Genomic DNA, 17,581 nt, shown 5'->3' with positions numbered 1-17,581 from the left:
TCGTAAAGGCCGATCTCCCCTTCGGAACAGGCGCGAATACGCCGGATGAGCCGATCAGATTTTTGCCCGAGCAGACAGATGAAGGCGCTCGTATCGAAAAGATACCTCATCACTTAAAAAGCGAAGCCAGATCGGCACTGTGAGGCATGTCTGGCTGCTCGCGGCCATCTCCCATGAAATCGTCACTCATTCCCCGGGGCGAGAGCGGCTTTCAATCCACTCCAAGGCTCCTTGCTCGCGGCGACAGGACGCAGGATGACGGTGTCGCCCGCGCGGATGATATCGAGTTCCTCGACATCAAACCGAAACTCCTTCGGAAGCCTGACGACCTGGGAATTCCCCGATTGAAAAACTTTGGCCCGTTATGACCGCACTCCGGGAAGGTCTATACGCATAGGTAAATACGCCTTCTCCAGCCGCAGCAAGCTCTCCGTCAATCCAACGAGGCCAGGAATGCCTCCAGTTCGACCGGTTCGATGCCAACCAGATGGGCCTTGCCGGGATAAATACCGGATTTGACGTCGGCGACATATTCGGAGAAGGCGGCGATGCGCTCTTGTTGCAGACGATCATATTCTGCGGCGAAGTTACGGTAGATCTTGGCGTGGCGCGGGACATGGCCCTTGTTGGCGCCGAGAACATCGTCGGCGAACAGGTATTGCGCGTCGCAGCCGTTGCCGGCGCCCATGGACAGCATCAGCATCGAGGTGCGCTCGCTGATCGCCGCGGCGATTTCGCCGGGTACGACCTCGATTTCGGCGGCAAAGGCACCGGCTTCTTCAAGCGACTTGGTTTGGCGCCAGATTTCCAGCGCGCTAAGCGCCGTCTTGCCGACGGCCCGGAAGCCGCCTGTCCATGTGGCCTTCGAGGGAATGAGACCGAGATGGCCGCAGACCGGAATGCCTTCTTCGCGCATACGTCGCACTGTCCGCAGGCTCGCAGCGCAATAGACGGCATCGCCGCCTGCTTTCAGCGCTTGGAAGGCTGCCCGGATATATTCGTCGGCGGTGACGAGGTCGCCATATTCGAGACCCGGAAAGGCAAAGAGCGATGGTGCGGTCTCACGGAAAGCCGGGCCGAGCAACGCCGGTGGTACGGAGACGAGATCGACCCCTGCCCGCTCCGCAGCATCCGCCTCCTCCAGCGTCTCGACGCGCAACATGCTGAGCTGGCGCTTACCCTTCATCGACAGAAGATCGGCGACGGTCGGGCGGCGGTGTCTCATCGATATCTCTCCCGGGAATGCGATGAGCAGGGCTGCCGCCATCGCGAAATGATGTCATCATTGAGGCGGGGCCGGACGCCACATTGCACACAGCGGCGTCCGAGAAATCGGTTGTCAGGCGGCCAGCAGGCTTTTCAGCTTCGTTCCCGGTGCCGCGAGTGCGTCCGGATCGGGGCGCGCGCCGGCTGCGATCATCATTTCGGCAAGCCGGATATCGCGGGCGACCGCGTTGCCGGTGCCGATGCCGCTTGCGGCGATCAGTCGGCCGGTCTCGTCGAGATGGAACAGGATGAACGCACCGTCCGCAATGTCCCGACGAACAGTCACTGTCGAGCCATCGGCCATGCCGGCGACCTGCAGCGTCAGGTCGTACTGATCCGACCAGAACCACGGAACGGCGGATACGGTTGCCTGTTCACCCATCAGATTGGCGGCGGCGAGGTTCCCTTGGTCATGGGCGTTTCGCCAGGCTTCCAGCCGCATGCGCCGGCCGCCGTAATGGGACAACGGGAAGGAGCAGCAATCGCCGGCGGCGAAGATGTCGGGCGCCGAAGTTCTTAGGTGTTCATCCACTGCGATGCCGTTGTCGATCGCAAGCCCCGCATCGCGGGCGAGTTCGACATTCGGAACGGCGCCAATTCCGACGACGATCATGTCGGCGGCCATCGTCCGTCCGTCGGCAAGCTGGATACGCGCCGCGTCGCTGTCTTCGCTCAAATCTTCGATCTTTACGCCGCAGAGAAGCTCGACACCTTCGGCCCGGTGCCGGTCCGCGACGATCTCGGCAACCGCTTCCGGCACGCCGCGAGTGAGAATACGCGGCAGGCTCTCGACGACCGTGACTTCGACGCCCAGCTTGCGCGCGGTCGCGGCCAGTTCCAGCCCGATGAAGCCGCCGCCGATGACCGCCAGATGCTTGCCGGGCTGCAGCGCGTTGCGAATCTCGACCGCGTCGCCATGGGTGCGCAAGGTTCGGATCCGGTGATTGTTGCCTGACAGGCCGGGAAACGGTCGTGGACGCGCGCCGGTCGTCAGCAGCAATTGGTCATAGGCGAGGCTCTCGCCGCTGGAGAGTTTGACGGTCTTGCCGGTCGGATCGATACTGTCGGCGCTGCTACCAGTCATGACTTCGATGCCGGCCGCGGCATACTCCGCTGCATCGGAGACGAGCTTCGGTGCGTGGCCGTGCAGGAGGGAGTCTTTCGACAGCGGCGGGCGCTCGTAGGGAAGATGCTCTTCCGCGCCGACAAGCGTGACGCGTCCATCAAAGCCCTTTTCCCGGAGCGCGAAGGCGGCGCGGGCGCCGCACTCCCCTGCCCCGATGATGACGATGTGTGACATGGCCGGTTCTTTCAGAGCGATATGAAAACGGTGCCGGCTTCGACCTTGACGGGGAAGGTCTGCAGGTTGACGCAGACGGGGGCGCCCTTGGCTTCGCCGGTCTTGTAGTTGAACCGGCCGTTATGCTTTGGACACTCGATGATGTCGTCCATCACCAGGCCATCGGCGAGGTGGATTTTCTCGTGCGTGCACAGCCCTGCCGTCGCGAAGAACGTGTCGTCGGGGCTGCGATAGACCGCGAAGGTTCGGCCGTCATGATCAAAACGGATGACGTCTTCCTCGTCGATCTCGTCCGTCGCGCACACTTCCACCCAATTGCTCATGATGTCCTCCGTTCGATTGTCTGTGCCGGCTCTATTCGGCGGCTATCTGTTCTGCGTGAAACTCTTCCCGGTATGGCTTTGCCGTCGGCGGCAGTTCGCGCTTCAGGAAATAATCCTCATTCCGGAGCTGGCGCAGGAAAGCGGGGAGCATCTCGCGGTAGCCTTCCAGTATCGATGCGTTCGGGCGCGGCAGGTCGTGCTTGATCATCTCGTGCAGTCGCGGCAGCGCGTGATAGGGCACCATTGGAAACATGTGATGTTCGACGTGATAATTCATGTTCCAGTACACGAACCGGCTGAAGGGGTTCATGTAGACGCTGCGGCTGTTGAGCCGATGATCGGTGACATTGTCGGCAAGGCCGCCATGCTGCAAGAGGCCGGTCATGATATGATGCCAGGCGCCATAGAGGCGCGGCAGGCCGATCAGCATCAGCGGCAGGATCGAGCCCATAGAGACGGCAAGCGCTATCGTTGCGGCATAGATCAGCACCCAGATGCGGGCGATGCGGATGGCGCGCGGCTGTTCCTGCTCGGGAATGAAAGTCTTTTCCGAGGCACTGATGATCCCGGCGGCATTGCGCACCATGTCGATCATCGCATAACCGGCATCGAGAAGGCCAAAGACGTTCAGGATCAGGCGGAAGAGATCCGGCGGTCGCATGACGGCAATTTCCGGGTCGCGGCCGACAATCACGGTATCTGTGTGGTGACGCGTATGGCTCCAGCGCCAGGTGACCGGATTGCGCATGATCATGAAGCAGGCGATCTCATAGACCACGTCGTTCATCCAGCGCGTCTTGAAGGCCGTACCATGGCCGCATTCATGCCAGCGTGAATCCGAGGCGGAACCGTACATGACGCCGTAGACGAGGAAGAACGGCACACACCACCAGGAACCCCAGAAGTATATGCCGGCCGCCCCGGTGACCAGCATGCTGCCGAGCCACATGACGGTGTCGCGAATGGCCGGGCCATCCTCACGCTTCATCAGGTCTTTCATCTGCTTGCGCGGAATGTCGGTGTGATACCACTCGGCAGCGGAAAGCCCGCTTTCGACCGCCGCCCGGGCGTCGCGGCCGAGCAGGCTGTAGTCGCGTTTGCTGGCAAGCTTGTCCATCTCGTCCTCCCTGCGTCGGGTCCGGCACTGCCGTCGATCCGGTGCTGTCGTTGTTGAAAAGAGGATAGGTTGACTTTTGCAGCAGCTCAATGCAGCCTTGCAATATTCTATCAAAAAACGTCAAAAGTTGCATGATGGAATGATAGTTTTCATCAGGAGAGACGATGAGCACGCGACCGACCATTACCGATCTCGCCAAGGCTGCCGGCGTCAGTGTCGCGACTGTCGATCGCGTGCTGAACGGCCGCCACAAGGTGCGGGAGGAAACCGCCCGCCGGGTCTATGATGCGGCGAAATCGATCGGCTATCACGCTGTCGGTCTGTTGCGGCAGCGGGTCTTCGAAGACCTGCCAAAATACCGGCTGGGTTTTGTCCTGCAGAAACCGAACCAGTTCTTCTATCAATCGATGACACGGGAGATCGAAAACGCGGCACTGAACATGCCGGGCGTGCGCATCATTCCGCAGATCGACTACAATATGAGCGGCACGCCGGTGGCACTGTGCGAAAAGCTGCGGGCTGTGGCGGCCCGCAACCAGGCCGTGGCGCTGGTCTGTCCGGATCATCCGGCCGTCACGGCCGTGGTCGAGGAACTTCGTCATAGGGGCATCCCCGTGTTCTCGCTGCTCTCGGATTTTGCCGCCGGTGTTCGCGAGGGCTATGTCGGGCTGAACAACCGGACGGTGGGGCGCACCGCCGCCTGGATGATCGCCAAGGCTGCCCGTAAGCCCGGCAAGGTCGCCACCTTCATCGGCAGCCATCGTTTTCACGGGCACGAGCTGCGCGAGATCGGCTTCCGTTCCTATTTTCGCGAGAATGCGCCGGATTTCGAGGTGCTTGATACGCTGGTCAACCTCGATACGGCCGAGATCACCCATGAGGCGACCGTCAACCTGTTGCAGCAGCATCCGGACCTGATCGGCTTTTATGTCTGCGGTGGCGGCATGGAAGGCGCGATTACCGCTCTTGCCGAGGAGAAAATGGCTGGCAAACTGCTTGTCGTCGTCAACGAACTGACGCCGGAATCGCGGGCCGCCTTGGCGGAAGATCTGGTGACCATGGCGATCTCGACACCGGCGGCGATGGTGTCGCGCGAATTGATCGGCCAGATGGTCGCCGCCATCGATCGTGGCGTTCCCGGCGTGCCGGGCCAGACTTTCTTGCCGTTCGATATTTTCACGCCTGAGAATATCTGAAGCGCGAAATCTGATGGAATCGCATCATCCAATTTTTGCATTCTCGCATGAATGAAAGCAATGCGGACCGTTCGGCTTTGACTGCGCCGCGGTAACCTGATGATCCTTCACGTCTCCAAGGGGCATGGCGTCTGTGCTTGACTGGGCTTGCGAATGCGCGGTGCATTCGCCCTCCCCTTCGAGTTCATTTGCAGAAGGAGACATTCATGACGGCCGTTTCATTCGCCCTCAATCACATGACCGCGCCAGCCTTACCGCTGGACGACTTTTTTAAGCTTGCCACGTCGCTGGGTATTTCCGCAGTCGAGATCCGCAATGATCTCGCCGGCAATGCGATTATCGACGGCACCCCGGCGGGCGACGTCAAGGCGCTGGCGCAGAAGCACGGCCTCACCATCATCTCGATCAATGCGCTGCAGCGCTTCAATGAATGGAACGACGCACGCGCCGCGGAGGCGCAAGATCTCATCGCCTATGCCAGGGATTGCGGCGCAAAGGCGCTGGTGCTGGTTCCGGTCAATGATGGCAGCGGACAGAAGGATGGCGAGCGGCAGGCGAACCTTCGCCAGGCCCTGACGGCGCTGAAGCCGTTGCTTGAAGCCGCCGGCATCATCGGGCTGGTCGAGCCTCTCGGTTTCGAGATTTGCTCGCTGCGTTCCAAAACGGAAGCTGCGGAAGGCATTCGTGCCGTCGGCGGAGAGGGTGCGTTCAAGTTGGTGCACGACACGTTCCACCATTATCTGGCTGGGGAAGAAAAATTCCATCCAGAGCTGACGGGACTTGTCCACATATCCGGTGTTACCGATCCGGACGTGTCCGTCGGGGAAATGCGGGACCCGCACCGCGTGCTCGTCGATGCCGACGACAGGCTCGACAATGTCGGCCAGGCAAAGAAGCTACGAGACGCCGGCTATTCAGGCCACTTTTCCTTCGAACCGTTTTCATCGGTTATCCATCAGTCCAGCGGTATCGCCAGGGGCTTACGTGAAAGCATGGCCTACCTGTCGGCCGGTCTTTGAGCGCAAGCGTGCGCCTGCCAAGTTTTGCGTGAATATCAGCAGGCGCGCACTTGACGTTCGAAATAGAAAATGGAATACATATTCCGTATTAACAAATGATCGGTCTTTTTATTCTGTTTTACGGCAGAGCCTGTCACGGGAGAGACAGGATTACGGGAAATGGGCATCGCCGGGCAACGGGATGCTTCCGGCTTGTGGAGGGTGGCCGCCGGACACCGTTTTGTGGAGGAATAAATCATGAAGAAACTGATCCTGGGCGCAGCACTCGCTGTGATGATGTCGACCGCAGCACACGCCGAAACCGTTGGCGTTTCGATGGCGAAGTTCGACGACAACTTCCTGACCGTTCTGCGCAACGGCATGCAGGACTATGCCAAGACGCTCGACGGCGTCACGCTGCAAGTCGAAGACGCGCAGAACGACGTTGCCAAGCAGCAGAGCCAGATCCAGAACTTCATCGCTGCCGGCGTCGATGCGATCATCGTCAACCCGGTCGACACCGATGCGACGGCTGCCATGTCGAAGATCGCCGAAGAAGCGAAGATCCCGCTGGTCTACGTCAACCGCGAACCGGTCAACATCGACACACTGCCGGACAACCAGGCTTTCGTTGCGTCCAACGAAGCTGACTCCGGCACGCTGGAAACCAAGGAAGTCTGCCGGCTCCTCGGCGGCAAGGGCAAGGTCGTGGTGATGATGGGCGAACTGTCCAACCAGGCCGCCCGCATGCGCACCAAGGACGTTCACGACGTCATCGCCACCGACGAGTGCAAGGGTCTCGAAATCGTCGAAGAGCAGACGGCAAACTGGTCGCGCACCGAAGGTGCCGACCTTGTGACCAACTGGCTGTCGGCTGGCACGGAATTCGACGCCGTCATCGCCAACAACGACGAAATGGCGATCGGCGCCATCCAGGCGCTGAAGGCAGCCGGAAAGGACATGAGCAAGGTCGTCATCGGCGGCGTTGACGCGACGCAGGACGCTCTCGCTGCCATGGCTGCGGGCGACCTCGATGTGACCGTGTTCCAGAACGCTGCTGGCCAGGGCCAGGGCGCTCTCGATGCGGCACTGAAGCTCGCCAAGGGTGAAAAGATCGAGAAAAAGGTTTACGTTCCCTTCGAGTTGGTAACCCCTGAAAACCTCAAGGACTATCAGGCCAAGAACTAAGCCGACATCATACCGGGGCGCGGCTTGTCCGCGCTCCGGACTGCCCGGTTTCCGCAGCCGCCAGGGGTGTCGCCGGAAACCTTGGTGAGCCGACGCGCATGGCGCGGGCTCCGGCCGAAAACGGCGACAGGGAGGCATCTAACATGGTCAGTCCGACAACCATCGCAGCGGTTCGCGCCAGCGGCGCAATACCGAACGCGGAATATCTGCTTGCCGTCGAAGGCGTTCGCAAGGAATTTCCGGGCGTGGTCGCGCTCGACGACGTCTCGTTTCGCCTGAAGCGCGGCACGGTGCATGCGTTGATGGGCGAAAACGGTGCCGGCAAGTCGACGCTGATGAAGATCCTCGCCGGCATCTATACGCCCGACAAGGGTGACGTGAAATTCAAGGGCGTGGATATCCGCCTGAAATCACCGCTGGACGCGCTGGAAAACGGCATCGCGATGATCCATCAGGAACTCAACCTGATGCCGTTCATGACGATCGCCGAAAACATCTGGATTCGCCGCGAGCCTCTGAATCGCTTCGGTTTCGTCGATCACGGCGAAATGAACCGCAAGACGGCAGACCTGTTCAAGCGGCTGAACATCGCGCTCGATCCGCAGTCGGAAGTGCGCGATCTGTCGATTGCCAACCGGCAGATGGTCGAGATCGCCAAGGCGGTTTCCTATGAATCCGACGTGCTGATCATGGACGAGCCGACCTCGGCGCTGACCGAGCGCGAAGTCGCCCATCTCTTCACCATCATTCGTGACCTGCGTGCCCAAGGCATCGGCATCGTCTACATCACGCACAAGATGAACGAGTTGTTCGAGATCGCCGACGAATTCTCGGTGTTCCGCGACGGCAAGTATATCGGCACGCACGCCTCCACCGACGTCACCCGCGACGACATCATCCGCATGATGGTCGGCCGCGAGATCACCCAGATGTTCCCGAAGGAAGAGGTTCCGATCGGCGACGTGGTCCTGTCGGTGAAGAACCTCTGTCTGAAGGATGTCTTTCACGATGTGTCCTTCGACGTCCGCGCCGGCGAAATCCTCGGCGTCGCCGGCCTCGTTGGCTCCGGCCGTTCGAATGTTGCCGAAACCCTGTTTGGGGTGACGCCAGCCACGTCCGGTTCGGTCGCGATCAACGGCAAGCCGGTCAGGATTGGCTCGCCGACCGAGGCGATCCGCAACCGCATGGCCTTTCTTACCGAGGACCGCAAGGACACGGGCTGCCTGCTGATCCTCGACGTCCTGGAGAACATGCAGATTGCCGTCCTCCAGGACAAATTCGTCAATATGGGCTTCGTCGACCAGAAGGGTGTTTCCGCAAAATGCGAGGAGATGGCTCGCAAGCTTCGCGTCAAGACGCCGAACCTGCAGGAGCGCATCGAGAACCTTTCCGGCGGCAACCAGCAGAAGGCTTTGATCGGCCGCTGGCTGCTGACAAACCCGCGCATTCTCATTCTCGACGAACCGACCCGCGGCATCGACGTCGGCGCCAAGGCGGAGATTCACCGGCTGGTCACCGAACTCGCCCGTGATGGCGTCGCGGTCATCATGATTTCGTCTGAGATGCCCGAGGTTCTTGGCATGAGCGACCGCGTCATGGTCATGCACGAAGGCCGCGTGACCGGCTTCCTCGACCGGGCGGAAGCGACCCAGGTCAAGGTCATGGAACTTGCAGCGCAGTGATGGCGCGCTTTTAGAAATACCATCAGGGAGGACATGACAATGAATACCAAGGTAGAAACCGCGACAGCGGTGTTGGCAGGGCATAAGCGGCGCCTGCCGACGGAACTCAACATCTTCCTGGTGTTGCTCGGTATCGCGCTGGTTTACGAGGTGCTCGGCTGGATCTTCATCGGCCAGAGCTTCCTGATGAACCCGCAGCGCCTGACGATCATGATCCTGCAGGTTTCCGTCATCGGCATCATCGCCGTCGGCGTGACCCAGGTCATCATCACCGGCGGCATCGACCTGTCCTCGGGCTCCGTCGTCGGCATGACCGCAATGATCGCGGCAAGCGTTGCGCAGTCATCAACATGGGCACGCGCGCTCTACCCGTCCCTGACAGATCTGCCGGCCATTGTGCCAATCGCGCTTGGTCTCGGGATCGGATTGCTCGCGGGCTTTATCAACGGACAGCTCATTGCGCGGACAAAAATACCGCCCTTCATCGCGACGCTGGGCATGATGGTCTCCGCTCGCGGCGTGGCAAACTGGTACACGAAGGGGCAGCCGGTTTCGGGCCTTACCGATCAGTTCAATTTCATCGGCACAGGCATCTGGCCGGTCGTTATTTTCCTCGTCGTCGCACTGATCTTCCACATCGCCCTTCGCTATACGCGCTACGGCAAGTTCACCTATGCGATCGGCGCCAACGTCCAGGCCGCCCGTGTATCCGGCATCAATGTTGAAGCGCATCTGGTCAAGGTTTACGCCATTGCCGGCATGTTGGCCGGGCTTGCCGGTGTCGTCACGGCAGCCCGCGCACAGACGGCTCAGGCCGGCATGGGGGTGATGTACGAACTCGATGCTATTGCAGCCACTGTTATCGGCGGCACGTCTTTGACTGGCGGCGTTGGTCGCATCACGGGTACGGTCATTGGCACGGTGATCCTCGGCGTCATGACCTCCGGCTTCACCTTCCTGCGTGTCGACGCCTATTACCAGCAGATCGTCAAAGGCCTGATCATCATCGCCGCTGTCGTGGTTGATGTTTACCGCCAGAAGAAGCGCAAGACGGTCTGATAGATCGCTGCAGTCTTTGTTGCCCGCATCTCCCCGGGCAGCGAGGCAGCGGTGAATGGGCCGGTCGAATCGGCCGGCTCTCGAAGAGTGCGGTAGCGGCAACATGCTGCTGCCGCGCCTTGTTGTCCCCTCCCCTGCCCTATCTTGGCGTCATTAAAGATAAAATCGTTTGAAAACAGCGGTGTAACTTTCCGTTAACTCTAAATTTCTTGTCTGTGACACGATGCGGAGTTAGTAACGGTTATCGGCAGAATATCGCCAAAAAATCGTTATTCGAAAGCATGTCGCCAATGAACGCTAATTCGACCATTTTCGTAGAATCCGGTTCCCAGTACTTCGAAGATCAGATTCTCGAGCAGGGCGACCTGATCTCCAAGAAGCTGCATCTGCTGAGCGTCCAGCGCTTCCCGCCCAATGCTCGAAAGAACCTACGCTCCTTCAACCTGGCTGAAGTGGCCTCCTATCTCGGCGTTTCGCAGAGCCATTTGAAGAAGCTGCATCTTGAGGGCAAAGGCCCTGCCCCGCAGACATCGCCGACCGGCCGCCGGACCTACCGCGCTGAGCAGATGCTGGAACTGCGCGAATATCTCGACCAGAACGGCCGTTCGGAAGCGAAGATGTATGTGCCGCACCGGCGGCCCGGCGAAAAGCTGCAAGTGCTGGCCGTCGTCAACTTCAAGGGCGGCTCGGGCAAGACCACGACGGCGGCGCACCTTGCCCAGTATCTCGCTTTGACCGGCCACCGTGTTCTCGCCGTCGATCTCGACCCGCAGGGCTCGCTGTCTTCGCTGCACGGTTTCCAGCCGGAGCGCGACCAGACGCCGTCGCTCTACGACGCCATTCGCTACGACGACGAAAAAAAGCCGCTCGCCGACATCATCCACTCGACGAACTTTCCGGGTCTCGACATCGTGCCGGCCAATCTCGAGCTACAGGAATTCGAATACGACACGCCGCTGGCGATGAGCAACAAGGGATCGACGGAAGGCAAGACCTTCTTCACCCGCATCGGCAAGGCGCTCGCCGAGGTCGATGATCGCTACGACGTCGTCGTCATCGACTGTCCTCCCCAACTCGGTTACTTGACGATCACGGCGCTGACGGCCGCGACCAGCGTGCTGATCACCATCCATCCGCAGATGCTGGACGTGATGTCCATGGGACAGTTCCTGTTGATGCTCGGCGGTATCCTGAAACCGATCCGCGCTGCCGGCGCCGCGGTCAATCTCGAATGGTACCGCTATCTGATCACCCGCTACGAGCCGACCGACGTGCCGCAGGCGCAGATGGTCGGGTTCATGCAGTCGATGTTCAACCAGAACATGCTGAAGAACCAGATGCTGAAATCCACGGCGATTTCCGATGCCGGCATCACCAAGCAGACCTTGTACGAGGTGGAAAGGGCGCAGATGATCCGTTCGACCTATGAGCGCGCCATCGAGTCGGTTGATACCGTCAACGCCGAGATTGCCGCGCTGATTCACGCCTCCTGGAGGAGGTAGTTTTTGTCAGCTGACAAATTCTGCCTTTTTTCTCGTCAATTCAATTCTCTAGCCACTGTTTGGAGCGATACATGGCCCGGAAAAATTTGCTCGCAGGCCTCATGGATCAGGACGATAGTACAGATACGCCGGCCTATCCGATGCGCGGCGCATCGAAGACGATGATCCGCTCGATCGACGAACTGGCAAAGCAGGCCGAAAAGCTGATGGAAGGCGAGACGGTCGTCGAGATCGATCCCGATACGATCGACGGCTCGTTTGTCACCGACCGCATGGACGACGACAGCGAACAGTTCCAGGATCTACTGCGCGCCATGCAGGAACGAGGACAGGATTCGCCCGTTCTGGTGCGCCCTCACCCGCAGACCGATGGCCGTTACCAGATCGTCTTCGGTCATCGTCGTGTGCGCGCCGCACGGCAACTCGGCCGGCCCGTCCGCGCGGTGATCAAGGCGCTGGACGATCGCACGCATGTGATCGCCCAGGGACAGGAAAACTCGGCTCGCGCCAACCTGACCTTCATCGAGCGCGCCGCCTTTGCCAAGCGCCTCGACGACCTTGGCTACGACCGCGAGACCATCATGTCGGCTCTCTCGGCCAATGCGGCATCCGTCTCGAAGATGATGAGCGTGACGGAACGCATTCCGGCCGAGTTGATCGAGCAGATCGGATCTGCCACCGCCATCGGTCGCGAGCGCTGGCTGGAGCTGTCTTTGGTGATCGGCAAGCAGGGCAATCTGGCAAAGGCCAGGAATATTCTCAGCGAACCGGTGACGCTGCGGCTTGACAGCAGTGCCCGTTTCAACACGCTTCTGACGGGGTTGAAGACCACTGCCAAGCGGGTGACGAAATCGGTCGCGGCCGGCAGCACATGGGCGCCGGTGGACAAAAGCGTGTCGGCACAGATCAAGAGCGACAGCACCGGCTTCTCGCTGTCCCTGAAAGCCCGAAACGCCGTGAAGTTCGGTGAGTTCCTCGCCGATAATCTCGATGAACTCTACGAGCGGTTCTCCCGGGAAGACAAGGACTGAGCTTCGGTTCTCGGTCTTGAGCTGAAGCGGTGTGTATATCCTGCCGCTGTTTTGTTTTGGCGGACATAGTGAAAAGCGGTGCTTTGCCCTGCGCAATTGCCGGACGCCTTGCGTCACGCAAAGCCTGCCAAGTCAAACACAAAAATGCTGTTGGACGCCCAATGATCCCCGGCGAGCGGAAAGTGACTCGGCCGTCTCCAGCGGCTACTTAATTTCTAATGAAAGTCAGGCTGCAAGACCTGAAAACTAGGGTGTTTTGGCTGAATTGTCGGGGCACCCGAATCGTGGCATGCTCTGGTACGGTTTTAGCGTTCCGAACGCTAAAAAACCGCATCAAAGGGAATACGCTTCCGTGGACATGGAAACCGTTGCGACGACAGATATCCGCATCGAGCGGCATGCCAAGCAGCTTTCACGGCAGCTGAAGCTTCTGCGTGACCGGCTGTTCCCGCCGGCTGCCCAGAAGACCTTGCGCACCTTCAGCTCCGGCGAGGCCGCGCAGTTGATCGGCGTATCCGATGGATATCTTCGACAATTGTCCCTCGATGGCAAGGGGCCGACACCGCAGCTCAGCAGCAATGGCCGCCGCTCCTACACGCTTCGCCAGATCAACGAGCTTCGCCATCACATGGCCTCGATCAAGCCGAAGGACGCCCTCTTTTATCTGCCGCGCCGTCAGCCCGGCGAGAAGTTGCAGACGATCGCCGTTACGAACTTCAAGGGCGGATCGGCCAAGACGACGACCTCGCTCTATCTCGCGCAATATCTGGCGCTGAACGGTTACCGCGTACTGGCGATCGATCTCGATCCGCAGGCGTCCTTGTCGTCGATGCTCGGCGTGCAGCCGGAGTTCGATCTCGAGGACGGTGACACGCTGTATGGCGCGATCCGCTACGATGCCAAGCGCAGGCCGCTGAGCCACATCATCCGTAAGACCTATTTCGACGGTCTGGATCTCGTTCCGGGAAATCTGGAATTGATGGAATTCGAACATGAGACGCCAGGATCGTTGGCGGACCGCCAGCGCACCGGCGGTGAATTGTTCTTCAAGCGCGTCGGCACGACGATCGGCGAGGTGGAGCAGGATTACGATATCGTCGTCATCGATTGCCCGCCGCAACTCGGCTACCTCACGCTCGGTGCCGTCTGTGCCGCGACATCGCTTCTGATCACCATTCATCCGCAAATGGTCGATGTCGCCTCCATGTCGCAATTCCTGCTGATGACATCGGATCTCCTCTCCGTCGTACGCAAGGCCGGCGGTGATCTGCAGCATGATTTCATCAAATATGTCGTGACAAGGCATGAGCCGTTCGACGCGCCGCAATCGCAGATCGTCGCGCTGTTGCGCAATCTGTTCAGCGATGACGTGCTGACGGCGACGATCCTCAAGTCGACGTCGATCGCCGATGCCGGGCTGACGAAGCAGTCGCTCTACGAGATCGAGCGCGGCCAGGTGCGCAAGTCCACCTATGATCGCGCGCTGGAATCGGTGAACGCGGCCAATGGCGAAGTGCTGGCCGGCATCCACCGGGCATGGGGGCGCCGATGAGCCGGAAGGATCGCCTCAAGGGAATTTTCGACGACACGGTGGAAGAGTTGGCCGCGGCCAACTTTCGCGACGAAGCGCCCCGTGGACCGGCCGGGCCGGTGCGCACCATGGCGCTGACGCTTGGGCGGATGGAGGAGGAGAGCAAGGCGCTGCAGGAGGCGATCCTCAGCGGCGAGCATGTCGTTGATCTCGATCCGGATCTGATCGACGTGTCCTTCGTCCGCGACCGGCTATCCGAAGGCGGTCTCTCGCTCGAAGATGATTTCGTCCGTTCGATCGCAGATAACGGCCAGGAAGTGCCGATCCTGGTGCGGGAACATCCAGAGCGGAAAGGACGCTATCAGGTCGCCTATGGCCACAGGCGCTTGCAGGCCGCCCGCCTGCTCGGCCGTCCGGTCCGCGCGGTCATCAGGCCGCTCGCGGATACCGATGTCGTCATTGCCCAAGGCATCGAGAATTCGGCGCGCCAGAACCTGTCCTATATCGAACGTGCCTTGTTCGCCCTGACGCTGGAGGCGCGTGGTTTCGAGCGCAGCGTCATCATGCGTGCCCTGTCGACCGACAAGACGGAGCTTTCGAAGCTGATTTCGGTGGCACGCGCCGTTCCGGATCACGTCATCCGGGCCATCGGCAACGCACCGTCGGTCGGCCGGCGCCGCTGGATTGCGCTGTCGGAAACGCTGAGCCCGAAACATGTGGCAAGGCTTGAGCTGTTGTTTCAACGTCCAGACTTCATCCGTGCATCGTCGGACGAGCGATTCGACATGGTTGTCGTGAACCTCGCCGAGCGGAAAGCGGTAAAAACCGTGTCGGAGAGCTGGAAGCCGGGTAGGGGCGCAAGGATTTCCGCGAGCATGAAGGCCGGCGAACGGTCCTACACGCTTGCATTCAAGGCTGAGGAAGCGCCGGATTTTGGGGCTTTTATCACGGGAAGGCTCGACGAGCTTTACCGAGAGTTCAAAAAGATCAACGCAGGAGACTGACCCGCAAAAGAAAAAGGCCCCCAAACGTTGCCGTCGTGGAAGCCCTTCTCTGTATGTAGCAATTAGAGAATCACATTTCCGCGAATCATAGTCAAGAGTCTTGGCACCGTTTTGGTGAGCAGATTTCTTTTGCCTTGTGAAAGGTGAAAGCAATGGAGACGACACGCGTGACGACGCCCTTTGGGCGCCGGCCGTTGACGCTTGGCATGCTCGCAAGCCAGATGATGGTGGGCGAGATCGAACACGATCGTTCGATCGAGAAATGGAAACTGTTCCGGGCGCTGTGCGAGGCAAAACCTCTGCTTGGCGTGTCGGATCGTGCGCTGGCAGTGCTGAACGCACTGCTCAGTTTCTATCCGCACAGTCATCTGAGCACGGAAAACGGCCTTGTCGTGTTTCCGTCAAACACGCAGTTGTCGCTGCGGACGCATGGCATGGCCGAGACGACGCTGCGGCGGCATCTGGCCGCGCTGGTCGAGACCGGGCTGTTGATCCGCAAAGACAGCCCCAATGGCAAACGCTACGCCCGCAAGGACAGGGCAGGGGAGATCAATGAGGCCTTTGGTTTCTCGTTGGCGCCTCTCGTCGCGCGTGCGGGGGAGATCGAAGGGCTGGCGGCCCAGGTCGTGGCGGAGCGGCTTCACCTGCAGCAGATGCGCGAGCGTATGACCCTTTGCCGCCGCGATATCGCCAAGCTGATCGAAACGGCGGTTGAGGAAGGCGTTTCGGGTAATTGGGGGCAGATTTACCTGCAGTTCCGAGGTTTGGTCGCGGCCGTTCCGCGCGTAGCTTCGGCGGCAATTCTGGCGCCGGTCCTCGATGAGATGGAGATGCTGCGCGAGGAGATCGTCAATTGCCTGGAAATGCAGATGAAAATGCAGAAATCGGACGGCAATGACGGCCATTTCGGTCGGCACATACAGAATTCAAATCCCGACTTTATTCCTGAACTTGAACCTGCTCACGAAAAAGAGCCGGGCGAAAATCCGGTGGAGGAGCCACGGCGACGATTTGAACCGCCGAAGGCGTTCCCATTGGGCATGGTGCTGACGGCCTGCCCGGAAATATCAGCCTATGGACCTGGGGGGGCGATTTCCAGTTGGCGCGAGATGATGACGGCGGCCGTGGTGCTCCGCTCAATGCTCGGCGTCAGCCCGAGCGCTTATCAGCAGGCTTGCGAAGTGCTCGGGCCTGAAAATGCGGCGGCTGTCATGGCCTGCATTCTCGAGCGCGGCGGCCAGATCAATTCGGCCGGCGGCTATCTCCGTGACCTGACGCGCCGGGCGGAGAGGGGAGAGTTTTCCCTCGGTCCGATGATCATGGCATTGCTGCGCGCGAATGGTCACGCGCTCGGAAAGGTGGGCTGAAATTGCTTTTTGGAACAGGAATCGGGCGGGCGGGCCGGTTCGGATACGAAGCGTTAACTATATGCTTTGTAAATCAGAATCAGCAACATGGAGAACCGCCTGATGAGTGCTGCGTTGAGGGATGTGTGTTTTTCGGAGAAGAACGAACGGGTCGTGCCGTTTCCCCTGGCCGGACAGGTGAACACCGTCAGGCGTTGTGCTTCCGAACTCGAAAACATCCACGGCGATGCGGCGCTCCAGTACTGGAAGACCGAATGCCGGGCGCTTGCGGAAAATTTGCGCGCGCTGGGCTGCACCGACGATGCGATCAGCCAGCAGGTAATGGCTTTCCAGACGGAAGTTCAGGTCGAAATGATGCGGCGTTATTCCGATCGCCTGGCAGCGGAGGCCGAAGTCGGCTACCGTCTGCCATAAAGGCTTTTTTCGATTGCTGGGTCCAACACCCAGCGGAGCGACGCAAGCGTTGTCAGCAAAGCCTGAAAAGTGCACCTTCGATGCAGGTCGATAATTTTTCGACCAAATGCCATAGATATACTTGACTCTAAAAATCAGGATATCTAAACCTTTCCCCAAGGTAAAGAAATTCTGAGGACCGCTGCAGGGGCACGGTTTTCCGGCTTTCATCCCCGGCTCCGCGCGTCCTGGAAATCCAGTCGTTGCGATCCCGCAATCTAGGCATGCCCGGTTGACCCCGCTTGGTTTCGAAACGCGGTCGGTGCGAGCAAACCCAAACCATCGTCATTGATCTTTTCGGCCCGTGCAGCATTCAGCCGCGCGGACGGCGAAGCTTTGCTTCGCGCCGGTTTGGGGGAAGCCATGAATACCATCATCAAGGATATGCGCGCCGATTTCCGGTGTCGCGCGGGCCTGTTCACAAAGACTGGCGTTCGCTCGACACCGGCCGAAGGCCGCCCGGCTGGCCATTCACCGACTTTCCCGAGACAGGAAGTGCTCCATCCAGAATCAGGAAAGACGATGACGATGGCGACGCGGCCAGTATCCCCCTTCGTCTCATCT

At 59.9% G+C, this 17,581-nt stretch carries 16 protein-coding genes and 1 pseudogene; 11 read left to right on the top strand and 6 right to left on the bottom strand.

What is annotated here, in order from left to right; all coding sequences use genetic code 11:
- Window positions 1-109 precede the first annotated feature (109 nt).
- From ACST81_RS28030 to ACST81_RS28010, 5 genes and pseudogenes are all read right to left on the bottom strand, one after another.
- Window positions 110-359 (bottom strand): annotated as a pseudogene (locus ACST81_RS28030) (antitoxin); the annotation flags it as partial.
- A gap of 74 nt (window positions 360-433) precedes the next feature.
- Window positions 434-1,225, bottom strand: a complete 792-nt coding sequence (locus ACST81_RS28025; RefSeq protein ID WP_438755103.1) for a 3-methyl-2-oxobutanoate hydroxymethyltransferase — start codon at window positions 1,223-1,225, stop codon at window positions 434-436.
- Window positions 1,226-1,339: 114 nt separating this feature from the next.
- Complete coding sequence (locus tag ACST81_RS28020) at window positions 1,340-2,566, bottom strand: NAD(P)/FAD-dependent oxidoreductase (RefSeq protein ID WP_438755100.1); 1,227 nt, start codon at window positions 2,564-2,566, stop codon at window positions 1,340-1,342.
- Window positions 2,567-2,577: 11 nt separating this feature from the next.
- Window positions 2,578-2,892: a MocE family 2Fe-2S type ferredoxin gene (locus ACST81_RS28015; RefSeq protein ID WP_438755140.1), complete on the bottom strand. Its 315-nt coding sequence runs from the start codon at window positions 2,890-2,892 to the stop codon at window positions 2,578-2,580.
- Window positions 2,893-2,920: 28 nt separating this feature from the next.
- Window positions 2,921-4,006: a fatty acid desaturase family protein gene (locus tag ACST81_RS28010; RefSeq protein ID WP_438755097.1), complete on the bottom strand. Its 1,086-nt coding sequence runs from the start codon at window positions 4,004-4,006 to the stop codon at window positions 2,921-2,923.
- A gap of 164 nt (window positions 4,007-4,170) precedes the next feature.
- Between ACST81_RS28010 and ACST81_RS28005 the strand changes: the two genes are divergently transcribed.
- The 11 genes from ACST81_RS28005 (at window position 4,171) to ACST81_RS27955 (ending at window position 16,978) form a co-directional block, all read left to right on the top strand.
- Window positions 4,171-5,202 carry a LacI family DNA-binding transcriptional regulator gene (locus ACST81_RS28005; protein WP_438755094.1) on the top strand — a complete coding sequence of 344 codons (1,032 nt, stop codon included), beginning with the start codon at window positions 4,171-4,173 and terminating at the stop codon, window positions 5,200-5,202.
- Between the two features lie 206 nt (window positions 5,203-5,408).
- The gene (locus tag ACST81_RS28000) at window positions 5,409-6,221 is read left to right on the top strand and encodes a TIM barrel protein (RefSeq protein WP_438755092.1); all 813 of its coding nucleotides are present in this window, start codon (window positions 5,409-5,411) and stop codon (window positions 6,219-6,221) included.
- Between the two features lie 237 nt (window positions 6,222-6,458).
- The gene (locus ACST81_RS27995; RefSeq protein WP_438755089.1) at window positions 6,459-7,388 is read left to right on the top strand and encodes a sugar ABC transporter substrate-binding protein; all 930 of its coding nucleotides are present in this window, start codon (window positions 6,459-6,461) and stop codon (window positions 7,386-7,388) included.
- Between the two features lie 143 nt (window positions 7,389-7,531).
- Window positions 7,532-9,070, top strand: a complete 1,539-nt coding sequence (locus ACST81_RS27990; RefSeq protein ID WP_438755086.1) for a sugar ABC transporter ATP-binding protein — start codon at window positions 7,532-7,534, stop codon at window positions 9,068-9,070.
- A gap of 39 nt (window positions 9,071-9,109) precedes the next feature.
- Window positions 9,110-10,129, top strand: a complete 1,020-nt coding sequence (locus tag ACST81_RS27985) for an ABC transporter permease (RefSeq protein WP_438755083.1) — start codon at window positions 9,110-9,112, stop codon at window positions 10,127-10,129.
- 290 nt (window positions 10,130-10,419) lie between these two features.
- Window positions 10,420-11,631, top strand: coding sequence for a plasmid partitioning protein RepA (gene repA, locus ACST81_RS27980; protein ID WP_438755081.1), 1,212 nt, complete (start codon window positions 10,420-10,422; stop codon window positions 11,629-11,631).
- 71 nt (window positions 11,632-11,702) lie between these two features.
- On the top strand, window positions 11,703-12,662 hold the full coding sequence (gene repB / locus ACST81_RS27975) for a plasmid partitioning protein RepB (protein WP_438755079.1): 960 nt from the start codon (window positions 11,703-11,705) through the stop codon (window positions 12,660-12,662).
- 358 nt (window positions 12,663-13,020) lie between these two features.
- Window positions 13,021-14,214, top strand: coding sequence for a plasmid partitioning protein RepA (gene repA, locus ACST81_RS27970; RefSeq protein WP_438755138.1), 1,194 nt, complete (start codon window positions 13,021-13,023; stop codon window positions 14,212-14,214).
- Entirely contained in the window at window positions 14,211-15,197 is a 987-nt protein-coding gene (repB, locus tag ACST81_RS27965) for a plasmid partitioning protein RepB (protein ID WP_438755077.1), read from the top strand. The genes repA (ACST81_RS27970) and repB (ACST81_RS27965) overlap by 4 nt, the downstream gene beginning before the upstream one ends.
- A gap of 152 nt (window positions 15,198-15,349) precedes the next feature.
- Window positions 15,350-16,564, top strand: a complete 1,215-nt coding sequence (gene repC, locus ACST81_RS27960; protein WP_438755075.1) for a plasmid replication protein RepC — start codon at window positions 15,350-15,352, stop codon at window positions 16,562-16,564.
- Between the two features lie 87 nt (window positions 16,565-16,651).
- Window positions 16,652-16,978, top strand: coding sequence for a DUF6074 family protein (locus ACST81_RS27955; protein ID WP_438755073.1), 327 nt, complete (start codon window positions 16,652-16,654; stop codon window positions 16,976-16,978).
- Between the two features lie 324 nt (window positions 16,979-17,302).
- Here the strand turns inward: ACST81_RS27955 and ACST81_RS27950 are convergent, their stop codons facing one another.
- Window positions 17,303-17,488 carry a hypothetical protein gene (locus tag ACST81_RS27950; RefSeq protein ID WP_438755070.1) on the bottom strand — a complete coding sequence of 62 codons (186 nt, stop codon included), beginning with the start codon at window positions 17,486-17,488 and terminating at the stop codon, window positions 17,303-17,305.
- Window positions 17,489-17,581 lie beyond the last annotated feature (93 nt).

It is taken from the genome of Pararhizobium sp. O133, assembly GCF_051669845.1.
In the GTDB taxonomy this organism is placed as follows: domain Bacteria; phylum Pseudomonadota; class Alphaproteobacteria; order Rhizobiales; family Rhizobiaceae; genus Pararhizobium.
This window is presented reverse-complemented; position numbering and strand designations above follow the sequence as displayed.